Below are 14,526 nucleotides of genomic sequence, written 5' to 3'. Positions count from 1 at the left end.
ACCACCATGGAGCATTAATGCACTCTTCTGGTGCAACACTATTCAAATGGAAGTGATAGATGCCTGTCCATGCCACAAAAACCGGCATGCATGTAAATGGCATGATAATCGCTTTCACTTTTGCCACTGTTGGAGTGAAGCTGATCATTCCGCATTTTTACATTAAACCTGGAGGACACGATGTCAGTAGATAAGGCATTAGAACTGATTAAAGAAAGTGAAGCGAAGTTTGTAGATTTACGTTTTACCGACACCAAAGGTAAAGAACAACACGTATCAATTCCTGCAAGTGTTGTTGATGAAGAATTCTTCGAAGAAGGTAAAATGTTCGACGGTTCCTCAATTGCTGGTTGGAAAGGCATCAACGAATCAGATATGGTTCTTCTTCCAGACGCAGACAGCTGCGTAGTAGACCCTTTCGCAGAAGAAACACAAGTAAACATCCGTTGTGACATTGTTGAGCCTTCAACAATGGAAGGTTACGAGCGTGACCCACGCTCTGTTGCACGTCGCGCAGAAGAGTACTTGAAATCTACAGGTATCGGCGACACATGCTTCTTCGGCCCAGAGCCAGAGTTCTTCCTTTTCGACGACGTGCGTTTCCACACAGATATGGCGGGTTCGTTCTACAAGATTGACTCTTCAGAAGCAAAGTGGAACTCAGGTGAAGAATTCGAAGGCGGCAACATGGCTCACCGCCCTGGCGTTAAAGGCGGCTACTTCCCAGTACCTCCTGTAGATTCTGCTCACGACATTCGTGCTGCTATGTGTATGGTTATGGAAGAAATGGGCCTTGTAATTGAAGCTCACCACCATGAAGTAGCGACTGCAGGTCAAAACGAAATCGCTTGTGAATTCAACACGCTAGTTAAGAAAGCGGATGAAATCCAAGTGTATAAGTATGTTGTACATAATGTTGCACATGCATACGGCCAAACTGCTACCTTTATGCCTAAGCCACTTGTTGGCGATAACGGTTCTGGTATGCACTGTCACCAGTCTATCTCTAAAGACGGCGTTAACATCTTCGCAGGTGACAAATACGCAGGTCTTTCTGAAGAAGCACTTTACTACATCGGTGGTATCATCAAGCACGCGCGTGCAATTAACGCCTTCGCTAATGCTTCTACTAACTCTTACAAGCGTCTAGTTCCTGGCTTCGAAGCGCCGGTAATGCTTGCATACTCTGCGCGTAACCGTTCTGCATCAATTCGTATTCCACACGTAACTAGCGATAAAGCGCGTCGTATTGAAGTACGTTTCCCTGACCCAACAGCTAACCCTTACCTTGCATTCTCTGCGATGCTAATGGCTGGCCTTGACGGTATCAAAAACAAGATCCACCCTGGCGATGCTATGGATAAAGACTTGTACGATCTACCTGCAGAAGAAGCGGCTGAAATTCCAACTGTTGCAAGCTCGCTTGAAATGGCACTTGAAGCACTTGATAACGACCGTGACTTCCTTAAAGCCGGTGGCGTTATGACTGACGACATGATTGATGCATACATCGACCTTAAGTCAGAAGAAGTAACTAAACTTAACATGACAACTCACCCAGTTGAGTTCGACATGTACTACAGCGTGTAATAACACACTGTATCGCGATATATACTAAAGCCCGCTCTGCGGGCTTTTTTTATGGGTGCTAATTAACTACTATATATTTGTGTCAGCGCTAAAAGCATCTTCTACGTTTGCTCACTTAGGACAATGACCTAGGGGCTAGCTCATATGGGCAATGCTGAAAAGATTTAGCCACAGGCCTCTTATGATAAAAGTAGTAAGCTGGCAGTTTTCAAATACAATGATTAGGTAACAACACGTGCAAAACATGATGCGATACATCTGCTTAACTTCCCTATTATTGTGTTGCAGTAATGGAGTGTTACCTTTGCAAGCCGCTACGCTTGGTTTAGAGCAAGACAATGCGCAGCAAGAACCACAAACAAACGAGTTAGAGCGCGACGCCGAGGCAACTACTCCCCTTTCTTCTTCAACTACAACAATCTATAAGGTGGTAGGAAAAGACGGCTCTATTACTTTCACCGATAAGCCGCAAAAAAATGCTGAGCCGTTGGCATTCGATGATAAAACGCAAAACGTAGTTACAGCAGCCAAAGTTGCCCCCCCACCGCCGCTTAAGCCTGATGCCCCTAAACCAAATTATCGCGTAGTTATCAAATCTCCTGCACCAGAAGCAACTATTAGAAATAATCTAGGTGAGTTAATTATTTCTGCGGCACAAACTGGTGCACCCAAAGCGCCCATCTATCGCTTAATTTTCGATAACGCCCCATTTGCAAGCAATAGTTCAGGCGTATTTAAACTTTCAGGTATCCATCGTGGAGCACATACCTACAAAGTTGAGCTAACGAACAATACGGGCAAGACTCTTGCATCGTCTCCAGAACAAACCCTTTACCTACATCAGGCATCGGCGTTAATTAATAACTAATAGCGTGCAATCATTGTTCTGTAAGCGCACCACCGAGGTTCAGTAGACTATGTTTGCTTAGCCTCTTACTCGCGCATCGCATCATTGCAAGCTACAATGCACAATTATGGTGCAAAGGAGACGAGCTCGGATGCATTCCACCGAGTTAGAAACACAACAGCTTATAAATAGCCTAAACACAGCGTTGGTAATGGTAGATAACAAACTTACCATTGTTTACGCTAACCACGCGGGTGAAGCTTTGTTCGAAACAGGCTTGAAGCAACTTATCGGGCACCCGCTTCAAGACTTTTTCTTACCAGGAACCATAGAGACTACCCGACTAAAAGCGGCCATTAGAAAAGGTGAAGACTTTACCGAGAACGAAATTAAACTAGCGTTCAGAGACAACCGCTATGTTTCTGCCGATCTTACCGTTACCAACTTATACTTTGACGATGGCCCTCGATTGCTGTTCGAAGTCAAAAAGATTGATCAACAAAAACGAATTTCTCGCGAAAACTTACAAAACGCACAGCATTATGCGGCTCGAGAGCTAGTACGTGGCCTAGCGCATGAGATAAAAAATCCATTAGGTGGTATTAGAGGCGCAGCCCAGCTTTTAGAAAAAGAGCTGTCGGAAGAACACAAAGAATTCACGCGTATGATCATTGAGCAATCTGACCGTCTACGCAACCTTGTGGACCGTTTGCTAGGCCCCAATTCACTACCTCGATTCGAAGAAAGCAATGTGCATCAGGCTCTTGAAAAAATACGTAGCTTAATGCGCTTTGAATCAGACAACCCTATAACCATAGTTCGCGACTATGACCCTAGCATACCACCGCTTTTATTAGACCCAGACATGATTCAGCAGGCGGTGCTCAATATAGTCAGAAATAGTATTCAGGCTTTAACCGAGAGCCAAACCCCTAACCCAGAGATTAGGCTAGTTACGCGAATAGAGCGCCAGATGACGATTCAAACGAAACGTCATGCGCTGGTAGCAAAAATAAAAATTATAGATAACGGCCCGGGTATTCCCGCTGAAATTAAAGACACACTTTTCTATCCCATGGTCACAAGTAAACAAAATGGCTCTGGGCTGGGTTTGTCTATTTCACAAACCCTTATTAACCACCACGGCGGCAAAATAGATGTAGACAGCTACCCTGGTCACACTGAGTTCGTAATTTACCTACCAATAGATCGTAAGGAGACAGACGATGACGAATGAGTCTGTGTGGATTGTCGATGATGACAGTTCTATTCGTTGGGTGCTGCAAAAGGCCTTACAAGCCGCTGATATCAGCTGCTTGAGTTTTGAAAACCCTGAAGATTTATTGCTTCAACTTCAAAGCGGCCAAGCCCCCGAAGTCATCATTTCAGACATAAGAATGCCACAAATGGACGGCATGACATTACTGAACGAAGTGCACGCTTCCCATCCGTTGCTTCCCGTTATCATTATGACGGCGCATTCGGATTTAGACAGTGCGGTAAACGCTTATCAAAAAGGGGCATTTGAATACTTGCCAAAACCTTTTGATATTGACGAAGCGGTAACCTTAACCCAGCGCGCCCTTGCTCATGCAAGAGAGCAGTCGACGGTATCCAAATCACAAGTTGAAGACGTTGTAACCGAGATAATTGGTGAAGCACCTGCTATGCAGGAAGTTTTCCGTGCTATAGGTCGACTCTCACGTTCTTCGATTAGCGTACTTATTAACGGCCAATCAGGTACGGGTAAAGAACTGGTAGCGCACGCACTTCACCGACACAGCCCTAGAGCGAGTAAGCCTTTCATTGCGCTTAATATGGCGGCCATACCTGCAGATCTCGTAGAATCTGAACTGTTTGGTCATGAAAAAGGCGCCTTTACCGGCGCACAAGCGGCACGCCAAGGGCGTTTTGAGCAAGCTGACGGCGGTACACTTTTCTTAGATGAAATAGGCGATATGCCGTTAGATGTGCAAACCCGCCTTTTGCGAGTACTCGCGGATGGTCAGTTTTATCGCGTAGGTGGCCATCAGTCGGTAAGCGTTGATGTACGCATTATTGCAGCAACCCACCAAAACCTAGAGCAGCGTGTCGCTGAAGGAAAATTCAGGGAAGATTTATTTCACCGACTGAATGTTATTCGCGTGCATCTTCCATCGCTGAACGAGCGCCGAGAAGATATTCCTTTGTTAACGCGTCACTTCCTTCGCCGAGCAGCCAAAGAGCTTGATGTGGAGGCGAAAAGCATTTCAAAAGAAGCTGAGCGCGTTATGTCTCAGTTACCGTGGCCGGGTAACGTACGGCAGTTAGAAAACGTGTGCCGCTGGTTAACGGTGATGGCGAGTGGACAAGAAGTCTTACCGAGCGATCTGCCGCCAGAAATTCACAGCGATAGCAGTATCGAAAAACCTAGTGCCGAATCGGGTGATTGGCCAGAATTACTTGCGAGTTGGACCGACAAACAACTACGCGATGGTCACCATAATATTCTTAACGACGCTATGCTTACTTTCGAACGCGTTATGCTTGAGCGAGCACTCCAGCATACTCACGGTCACAAACAAGATGCGGCTAAACGCTTAGGTTGGGGGCGAAATACCCTTACCCGTAAGCTAAAGGAATTAGGTGTAAATTAAACCTGCTTCGCTTCTTGAAGTAGCTGAGAAGCCTTGAGCTGAATTAGGCTCTCAGCCAACATCACGTAGCAAGATAAGGGCAGCGTTTACTGCCCTTTAGTCAATAGCGCTGTCATAGCCTGATTAAACAGCCTCACCCACTTCATACTGAACTGTCCTTTGGCACTGCGATTTATCTCAATCACCGCTTCTTTTTTGGAAAGCACATTGTCTTCGTTGTGCGCCCTTGGGTGCGTCATTGCGTCGTAAGTATCAACAATTGCAAGCAGCTTAGCGCCTTCACAGATATCGTCTTCTTTTATGCCTAGCGGATATCCGGTTCCATCCGTGCGCTCGTGGTGCTGCATCACTATCTTTCGCGCCATGTCCCATTGGTCCAGATGCTCTAACAAACGAGCGCTTTTGTAGACATGAGACCGCATCAGGTTGAACTCAATATCACTTAATTCATCGCCTTTATGCAACAGCTTTAACGGCATGAACGCCATGCCAAAATCATGAACGTAACTGGCTACCGCCAGCTGGTCTTCGTCAATTGGATTTTCAGCGACATCGTTAATGTACATGGCCAACTTAGCAATGCGATCACCTCGTCCAACCCAATAGTTAGAACGCCGCTCAATGGTTTGCATAAGATCGCGGAAAAACAAAATGTCTTGTTTCTTTTCGCTGCTAATGTCTTTAGGTATACCTGTCGCAGCTAATGTGGGCGGCTTTATTTGCACGTTTTCGGGGTCGTCGCCGTCAGCGACAATGTCTAACGCAGGATTAAGTAACAACACCGCTTCGGTAAGACGCTTTTCATGTTCAGCAGAATTCTCTGGCGTAACACGACTGATAGCCAGCACTAGCTGATTGTGAAGGTTGTCATCATACTCAGCCTTTCCGTCAGCCATTACAGCCTCGACAAAGGCTTTTACTCTGTCCATCGTCAGTAGCACCAAGTCGCTCATGGTACTGGTATACGCTACCTGCCCTTTACGTAAGTAATCGAGTAAATCTTCAACATGCTGTAAAAGGGGGATCATAGGAGAGAAATTTACTAAGCCTAAATCGCCCTTAATAGTGTGGATTGAACGAAACAGAGCTCGTTGCAACTCGTTGTCTTCCGGCCGAAGCTCTAATTCAATCAAAGTTTGCTCACTTGATTCATAGAGTTCGTTAATTTCCTCCATAAGGTCAGCAAGAATATCTTCTTCTAGGTCGTCTGGAGTAAATGTCTGCATGTAATGAATACCGAGTTAGGTTCTATTAAGCTTTCTATTATTGTAATTCGGTATCGGCAAAATTTCCTCATACTAAAGGTGATAAAGAAGGAACTTTCATAAGTGATGACCGATTAAATCTAAACACTGTAAAAACTCATCGGACAAGTGTACGCTCAAACTTCATCTATACTGCGCGCGTCAATTGTATCTAGGAGTTGTTTTGATCGCTTTATTTCGCATACCGGCACTATTTATCGCCTTTTTATTAATCAACATTATTTTGCTGATCATTTGTATCGTGCGCCCTTTTCACAAAGATAACGTGCATGCTGCCGGTAGTTTGTATTCACTTATGGCTAGAATAGTGGGCCTTAAAATTATTATAAAAAGAGACCCCGCTGTAAAAACGAACGAGCCCTATGTTTTCATCGCTAATCACCAAAACAGCTTTGATGTAATTACAATTTGTAAGGCAGCACTTCCCGGCGTAGTTACCATCGGTAAAAAGAGTTTGAAATGGATCCCTATTTTCGGCCAAATTTATTGGCTGTCGGGGAATATCATGATCGATAGAAAAAATTCAGGAAAAGCGCGAAACACCTTAGATATTGCCGCTAACCGCATAGCTAAAAAGAAAACGTCTGTATGGTTATTCCCTGAAGGTACCCGAAGTTACGGCAGAGGCATTCTGCCGTTTAAGCAAGGGGCTTTTCGTTTAGCCAAAACCACTAATGAACCTGTTGTTATGGTTACAGCGAGCAACCTGCATAAGAAGGTTAAATGGAACCGCTGGAACAATGGAATTGTGCTAATTGATATTGCAGCGCCTCAACCACTGACCGAAGAACATACAATTAAAGAGTGGATGGTGCACTTCAATGATGAAATGAAACAAAAGTTTGATGTGCTTAATACACAGGTCGATGAACTGGAAAAAAGCAGGTAAACTTGCGCCTAAATTGCTAACGAGTGTTTATTATGACCCAGTTCGATGAAAGAGAAGAGTGGTACGAGTTTAACCAAGAAACTATTGATGCCCTTCTAGAAGATGGCAGTCAAGCAGATGCCGACTATACCATTGAGCACCATTTCGCCAGTACCGACTTCGACGTATTAGAAAAAGCCGCTGTAGATGCCTTTAAAGCGGGCTTTGAGGTGACTGACGCCGAAGAGCTAATTCTTGATGACGGCGAAACCATTTTTTGCTTCGACGCCGTGGTAGAAAGAAAGCTAGATATTGAAAAGCTTAATGCAGATTCAGACGCACTGTTAAAAATTGCCGACAAACACGATGTAACCTACGATGGATGGGGCACCTATTTTGAACCGCGTGAAGAAGGCGAGTACGAAGAAGAAGACTATCACTTCGACGACTAATTCTTAAATTCCCCGATAAAGCTGAAGGGGTATTAAGTTACTCTTCAGCTTTTGTTCATCTTTTTTATTCAACAATGACCCTGTCATTATCGATTGGAAAAGGATGGACAGATGAAAAACTTAGTATCAGCACTTACAGCATATTCTGCTATCGTCACATTACAGCTTGCGTTTTTGTCACCTGTACATGCAAGTACCGATAGTTTTTCAGAAGAAAAACAGGTTACCTCAACCGAATTCCGTTACGACAAACCCTTTGCCGCCGCTGAATCACTACAGCCAAAAACCACGAGTGAATTGGTCAATGATAATGTTGTCGAGCAATCTACAGATAAGACCAACGCTCAACAAAGCACGCTCAGCCAAACTAATAAGCATCAACAACACCTAGGTGTAAACAAATCATCAAGCGATATTATGGTTAGCAGCGTTAACGAATTTTGGATTTATGAAAGTTGGGTAACGCTTGAGCAAGATATTGACTACGACGGATATTACTCTACATTCTCAATTGAGTTTGACGCCGACACGATTTTCACACGAGCGCCTGTTTACGCAGTATTGTATTTAGGTAAAGACGGTCTCTACGATGCAATTCACGTGTCGTCTGAGTTTTATATTTATTCAGAAGATTCAACCGATACATTTACTATCGAAAGTTCATTAGTATCTGGTTTCCCTCCTGGTGAATACGACATACTGCTAGAACTTTACGATGCCGACACTGAAGAGCTAGTGGCATTTACCGATGCTTATGATGACAACGCACTTGCCTATCTTCCTCTTGAAAGCGAAAACAACGAGTACATCGTAGAGGATACGGTAGTAATAGTAGAAGAGCACGGCGGTGCTTGGTCGCTACTTCCATTGTTCCTACTAGGAGGCATTGTACTTACGAGACGCTTGAGCAAATCCGCTCGCCATTAATATTCCTTCTAAATTTATCTTTGCCAAAAGCTGTTTTAATCACAGCTTTTGGCTATTTTTTAAACTAAAGTCTAATATATAGGTTAACTCTTCTTTCTAATTAACGTTGATTCGCCAATGTACAAGGAAAAACAGTACATACTGACGCTTTCAAGTGGTGTAGTGCAATGAGCTTCAACAATGTTAACTTGTTCAATCTATTAGAAAACACGCAAATTGGTGTGGTCATTCACAACGCGACTGGCGCTGTGGAGTATGCCAACCCCGCTGCATCGATGATGCTTAACTTAAGTCTAGAAGCGCTTAAGGACAAGAGCATGAATGTAGAAACGTGGGAATTCATTGATAGGCAAAACCGACGGATTTCCTATGATGAATTACCCGTAGTTCGCGTACTATCGACGGGTAAACCTGTAGATAATCAAATAGTAGGCGTTATCGACAAAACCACAGAAACGACAGCTTGGTTTAGTGTAAATGCCTACCCAGAGAAACATAGCGGGAAGGGAATTACACCGCCCTTTGTGGTCGTTTACTTTACGAACATCACCAAGAAAATAAACGACTTTTCCTATAAAGATATTGTGCAAAATTCACAAGACATGATCCTCGTGACAGAAGCGAAAAACATCAATACCCCACTCTCACCTAAAATAATTTACGCCAACGAAGCCCTCTGTAAGCATACTGAGTATGACTTCGAAGAGCTAATTGGCGAAACACCCAGGATTTTCCAAGGAACCCTAACAGACAAAGCCTCCACTGATCGCATTCGCCAAGCCCTTGTTAAACAAATTCCGTGTACTGAGACACTGCTGAACTATACGAAAACCGGTACACCGTTCTGGGTACAAATGAATATATTCCCGCTAACCAACGATTTTGGTGAAGTTACGCATTTTGCTGCGGTTCAGCGCAATGTAAGTGAGATGAAGTTTCAGTCTGAACAGCTGGATAAAAGAAATTCAGAGCTAAAAAGAATAAAACAAGATTTAGAAAACTTGGTTCACGAACGTACAAGTGAGCTGCGAGATGCAAACCTGAAATTAGAAAAGCTGGCATATTTTGACGCCTTAACCAATATCCCCAACAGACGTGCCTTTATTGATGCGTTCTCTAAATCTTTAATGTTTGCCAAGCGCAACAACCATGAAGTTCTGGTAGGAATTGCAGATGTTGATCACTTTAAATCAATAAACGACAACCTTGGCCATGGGTTTGGTGATGAAGTCCTAACTATCGTTGCGCAAACAATGCAGAGATTCTTTCGCGCCGAAGACGCAATAGGCAGAATTGGAGGTGAAGAATTTGCTTTTTGCATTGTGCTTTTAAGTCAGGTTTCCCCGCACGAAATACTGGATAGGCTGAGACAAAAAGTAAGTAAATTACACGAAACCCAACCGCTTTTAAAAGGGCATAAAATTACGGTAAGCATTGGTGCAGTGCAAACACATGAGCTTCAGCACAAAAGCACTAAACAGCTTTTGACCTATGCTGATAAAGCGCTTTATAAAGCCAAAAACAATGGCCGAAATACGGTGGAGTGCATTCAGGAAGGTGCGAAAATTTCACCAATTTCAGCTCCAGAGCCTTTAGACGATGAACCACGGGAGGCGCTTTAACCGACATTTAAAAAAAAAGCGCCAACCGCGTTCTTTAAACATGCTCGAACTGCTTAGCACAAGAGCCTATTAGTGAATCTTATAAACCATCATTCTTCGTAGGTTGAGTTTCTTCAACTTCCACCACCACTTTTTCGACAATCTTCTTACATTTTTTGGTAACAATATGAAATAAGTGCCAGAATGTATCAAAGGAACTTCTTTATACGGAATTTCACAATGCCTACTAAGCCTTCTAAAAACAATGACTCTTCAGCATCACGCCGAACTTTACTAAAAGGCGGACTAGCGTTTGGATTATCAGCCGGCATAACACCTTTCGCTATAGGTAAAGCTAAGCCAACACTTCGTGTAATGGGTACCCACGTAACGCTCCAAGAAGCTATACGTCAGCGGGCTATCGAAGACTTAGGTATTAACATAGTGTTTGAACCCGGCGGTAGCGCAACTGTGCTACAAAAAGCCTCTATGAATCCCAACTCCTTTGATTTATATGAACAATGGTCAAATAGCATTAACGTGCTGTGGCGTGCGAAGGCTATTCAACCGATACAAAAAAAGCGCCTTCGCTATTGGGAAGAAATAAATGACTTAAGCAAAACCGGTAAGCTCACTGAAAACGCTCGCATGGGCGCGGGCGACGCTCCCCACAAGATTCTTAATGTGCAAGGAGATGGCTCTTTGGGTGAGAAGCACACCGATACCATCAGCTTTTTACCTTATGTGCACAACGTGGACTCATTTGGTTACGACACTTCAAAACTCCCCGCTGAACTAAAAGGGCAAGAAGAAAGTTGGGGATGGCTGTTAGACCGTAATTTTTCTGGAAAAGTGGGCATTGTGAACGACCCTACTATCGGGCTATTCGATTTAGCGCTAGCAGCACAAGCTAAAGGGTTTATCACTTTTAAAGATATTGGTGCTATCACGGAATACGAGCTAGACGACCTGTTTAACCTGCTTATAGAGTTAAATCAGTTGAATCACTTTAGTGGGTTTTGGACATCGGTTCCCGAATCTGTTGAATTTATGAAAAGTGGCCGGGTTGCCATTGAAAGTATGTTCTCCCCAGCGGTCTCCGCGCTAAATGGCCAGAATATTCCCGTGACCTTCGCAGCCCCTAAAGAAGGGTATAGAGGATGGCACGGCGTCATGTGCCTTTCTTCTGCTACCCAAGGAAGAATGAAAGATGTAGCTTACGAATATATGAATTGGTGGCTTTCAGGCTGGCCTGGTGCATTTATAGCAAGACAAGGCTATTACATTTCAAACCCTCAACGTTCTGCCGAGTATTTGTCGCAAGCTGAGTGGGACTATTGGTATAGGGGACAAATTGCCTCCACACCGCTAAAAGGCCCAGATGGCAAGGTGAGTGTACAAAAAGGCGCGCAGCGGACCGGCGGTAGTTATGAAGAGCGCTTTAGCAACGTTGCAGTTTGGAATACGGTTATGCCAAGCTATGAATATAGCTTACAAAAGTGGTACGAATTTATCACTGCATAAAACAGTGTAATACCACATCTTAAATGGAAGAAGGTTCTTTAGGCTTATATGTTATCGTCAATCCGGATACAGCTTATAACAGTGTTAGTTGCCTTAATCGCGCTGATACTCGCCCAAGGTTTTGTGGCACGAAAAAACCAAGAGGTCTTAAACGAAGGGGTTGCGTCTGCTGCGAAAGCCGTCATTGATGTTGGTATAGTTAAAGAGCTTGAGCGGGACGTTGTTGACCTTCAGCGTAATGTTCTGATATTTAAAGAAAATGCCAGTAAGTCGGCCATTACGCGCTTTAGTCGTTTGATGGTTACGATCAATAGTAAACTCGATAAGCTTGCGGTGGTGAACGAACGCGCCGAACAAAAAGATGACAGCAATCAAATTCTCAATAGAATGAGAGAGCATTTGAACGCTTATCAAGAAAACTTCTCTCAGGTTGTTGAAGCACGCTCTGAAAGAGATAACCTCATCGACCAAGGCACAATGTCTGACATTACTCTACTCGGGAGTGAGCTAGATAAGGCTTTAGCACAAGGAAAGGTTTCTGCTGCTTTCGTAGACGATGCCAAGGTCATTCTTATACATACAGAAAATGCGATGCTGAAATACTTGATGAAGCCTGATATGGAATTCATCCAGTCTTTTAATGATGCCATAGACGCTTTGAAACGCTTACCTTCTACTGCTTCTCCTGAACTACAACAGCGTATTGAACGCATTATAGATAGAATTAAAAACGACTTTTTTAAGCTGACGCAAATAACACAGGGCAACCTTTTTCTAGTTAATGTTGTTATGGCAGGCTCTGCCAACGAATTTCTCTATTTAAGTGGAGAACTGGCTAAAAAGGTAAGTACCGATTCTGAAGTTATAACCCAGCGTACCTACCAAATAGCAGAGAGTACACAACGCAATGGCGAGCTCTTTTCTCTGTTTGCCATTTTACTTGCTTTGTCGGCGGCATTGTTTTCTACCCTCCGTATTCTTGGCCCTATCCGCTCTATCACTGAAGTTTTCAATAAGCTCGCTCAAGGCATACAAATCTCTAATATTCCAGGCAGCAATCGAAAAGACGAAATTGGCAAGCTAGCGAAAGCCGCTCTTGTATTTAGCGATAAAAACCGTGAGACAGAAAAACTGCTTAATGAAGCACGAACCATGAACTCTCAGTTGGAAGACTTAAATAAAGTTATCACTGAATCTAAAGTTAAAGCCGAGCAAGCTACCGCATCGAAAAGTATGTTTTTGGCCAATATGAGTCACGAAATTCGTACCCCCATGAATGGTATCATTGGCCTGATAGAGCTAGCCCAACAGCAAGAACTATCTCCAACAGTACGAGGCTATCTTGATAAAGCTTCGTACTCTGGGCAAATATTACTGAGCGTGATTAACGACATTCTGGACTTTTCAAAGATCGAAGCAGGTGAATTGAAGATAGAAGAGGTTAGCTTTTCACTGCACTCGCTATTTGACAACCTCATCGCGGTAATAGCGCTACGCGCAAAAGAAAAGAATCTATCGGTTCATTTCACGGTAAACCCCAAAATACCGCCTCAGGTCATAGGCGACCCGTTGCGTATTGCCCAAATCATTATGAACATTGGCAATAATGCTGTGAAATTCACCGAACAAGGGCGTATAGAAATTGAATTTGACGGTAGCTCAAATGAAAAAGGCAACCTGCTTAACCTCACTATGAGAATAACCGATTCTGGCATTGGAATGAGTCGAGCGCAGCTTGATAAAATATTTAAACCTTTCACTCAGGCTGACGGCTCAACCAACAGAAAGTACGGAGGAACTGGCCTAGGGCTTGCTATAGTAAGCCAGCTTACCGAACTCATGAATGGACGACTTGATGCAACGTCTACCGAGGGTAAAGGCAGCACGTTTGAAGTTGAACTTCCCTTACGAGCATTTAAAAATCAGTCAGGGGTATTGCAAAACTCGCCTCAACTACCTAGCAATAGCCTTTACATTACAGAGTCGCCATTACTTCCAGAGGCTTACTGCACCCAAATTCAGCTGTCGACAACCGCTAATATGTCAATTGATGACGCTAAGAAAGTAACAACCCTCCCCGATCATATTGTTGTTGATGTTCATGAATTTAGTTTCTTTAGGAAAAATATTAGCTGGCTGAATAGTTTATTAGAAAGCGGGAAATCCGTGGGCTTGGTGATGGAGAGCGCAGGTAGTGCTCTTCAATCTAAATATGACTCGCTTTGGAAAGGCCCATTAATTATGCACCCCTTTACACCTGCACAATTCGAGCGCTTCGTTAATCAGATTATCTCTAAAGACGCCGGCTTTGATGGCCAGAACTTTAAAGACGAGTCGCTAGTTACTTCGCTAGAGGGGCACGTGCTGCTGGTTGAAGACAATAATATTAATCAGCTGGTTACCGGCGAGATGCTCACTAATCTTGGGCTAACCTTTGATATAGCTGAAGATGGTAAACAAGCAGTACAAAAGGTAGAAAATTCCCCCCAATACGACCTCGTGCTGATGGATGTACAAATGCCAGTTATGGACGGATATGAAGCTACTGCGAAGCTTCGTGAGAAAGGATTCACCTCCATACCAATAATTGGTCTTTCTGCCAATGCGATGAAAGAAGACAAGCAGAGCGCAATGGACGCGGGTATGAACGACTATTTAACTAAGCCAATAAAACAAAAGTCCTTAATAGGCATGCTAAGACAATATTTGGGTAAGCAAGTCTAGCCGTCATTCAGTAAAGGCTGTTGAAAGTAAAAAGGGGTTACCTTTCGATAACCCCTTTAATTTATAGCGAGAAATCCCCGCTTAGGGGGCTG

Annotated in this window: 11 protein-coding genes; 10 read left to right on the top strand and 1 reads right to left on the bottom strand. The window is 43.7% G+C overall.

Annotated elements, in window-relative coordinates; all coding sequences use genetic code 11:
• Positions 1-180 precede the first annotated feature (180 nt).
• The 4 genes from glnA (at position 181) to glnG (ending at position 5,073) form a co-directional block, all read left to right on the top strand.
• Positions 181-1,590, top strand: coding sequence for a glutamate--ammonia ligase (gene glnA / locus ACXAGK_RS05650; RefSeq protein WP_020746516.1), 1,410 nt, complete (start codon positions 181-183; stop codon positions 1,588-1,590).
• A gap of 295 nt (positions 1,591-1,885) precedes the next feature.
• Entirely contained in the window at positions 1,886-2,458 is a 573-nt protein-coding gene (locus tag ACXAGK_RS05645) for a DUF4124 domain-containing protein (protein ID WP_474854757.1), read from the top strand.
• 130 nt (positions 2,459-2,588) lie between these two features.
• Entirely contained in the window at positions 2,589-3,674 is a 1,086-nt protein-coding gene (glnL, locus tag ACXAGK_RS05640) for a nitrogen regulation protein NR(II) (RefSeq protein WP_474854755.1), read from the top strand.
• Positions 3,664-5,073 (top strand): nitrogen regulation protein NR(I), encoded by a 1,410-nt coding sequence (glnG, locus tag ACXAGK_RS05635; RefSeq protein WP_474854753.1) that lies wholly within the window; start codon positions 3,664-3,666, stop codon positions 5,071-5,073. Before glnL ends, glnG begins: the two co-directional genes overlap by 11 nt.
• Before the next feature lie 86 nt (positions 5,074-5,159).
• Here glnG and ACXAGK_RS05630 read toward each other — a convergent pair whose 3' ends face one another.
• Positions 5,160-6,299, bottom strand: a complete 1,140-nt coding sequence (locus tag ACXAGK_RS05630) for an HD-GYP domain-containing protein (protein ID WP_474854751.1) — start codon at positions 6,297-6,299, stop codon at positions 5,160-5,162.
• Positions 6,300-6,501: 202 nt separating this feature from the next.
• Here ACXAGK_RS05630 and ACXAGK_RS05625 point away from each other — a divergent pair, with 202 nt between their 5' ends.
• From ACXAGK_RS05625 to ACXAGK_RS05600, 6 genes are all read left to right on the top strand, one after another.
• Positions 6,502-7,227, top strand: coding sequence for a 1-acylglycerol-3-phosphate O-acyltransferase (locus ACXAGK_RS05625; RefSeq protein WP_474854749.1), 726 nt, complete (start codon positions 6,502-6,504; stop codon positions 7,225-7,227).
• Between the two features lie 32 nt (positions 7,228-7,259).
• Positions 7,260-7,658 (top strand): ribonuclease E inhibitor RraB, encoded by a 399-nt coding sequence (gene rraB, locus ACXAGK_RS05620; protein ID WP_474805173.1) that lies wholly within the window; start codon positions 7,260-7,262, stop codon positions 7,656-7,658.
• A gap of 111 nt (positions 7,659-7,769) precedes the next feature.
• Positions 7,770-8,585 carry a choice-of-anchor H family protein gene (locus ACXAGK_RS05615; protein ID WP_474854747.1) on the top strand — a complete coding sequence of 272 codons (816 nt, stop codon included), beginning with the start codon at positions 7,770-7,772 and terminating at the stop codon, positions 8,583-8,585.
• A 167-nt stretch (positions 8,586-8,752) separates the two neighbouring features.
• Complete coding sequence (locus tag ACXAGK_RS05610) at positions 8,753-10,207, top strand: sensor domain-containing diguanylate cyclase (RefSeq protein WP_474854745.1); 1,455 nt, start codon at positions 8,753-8,755, stop codon at positions 10,205-10,207.
• Positions 10,208-10,426: 219 nt separating this feature from the next.
• The gene (locus ACXAGK_RS05605; RefSeq protein ID WP_474805166.1) at positions 10,427-11,710 is read left to right on the top strand and encodes an ABC transporter substrate-binding protein; all 1,284 of its coding nucleotides are present in this window, start codon (positions 10,427-10,429) and stop codon (positions 11,708-11,710) included.
• A 48-nt stretch (positions 11,711-11,758) separates the two neighbouring features.
• Positions 11,759-14,434 carry a hybrid sensor histidine kinase/response regulator gene (locus tag ACXAGK_RS05600; protein ID WP_474854743.1) on the top strand — a complete coding sequence of 892 codons (2,676 nt, stop codon included), beginning with the start codon at positions 11,759-11,761 and terminating at the stop codon, positions 14,432-14,434.
• Positions 14,435-14,526: the final 92 nt, after the last annotated feature.

This window comes from Alteromonas sp. ABM1_013, assembly GCF_056160505.1.
Note: the sequence above shows the minus strand (reverse complement) of the source record. Positions and strands in the feature narration are given on the sequence as shown.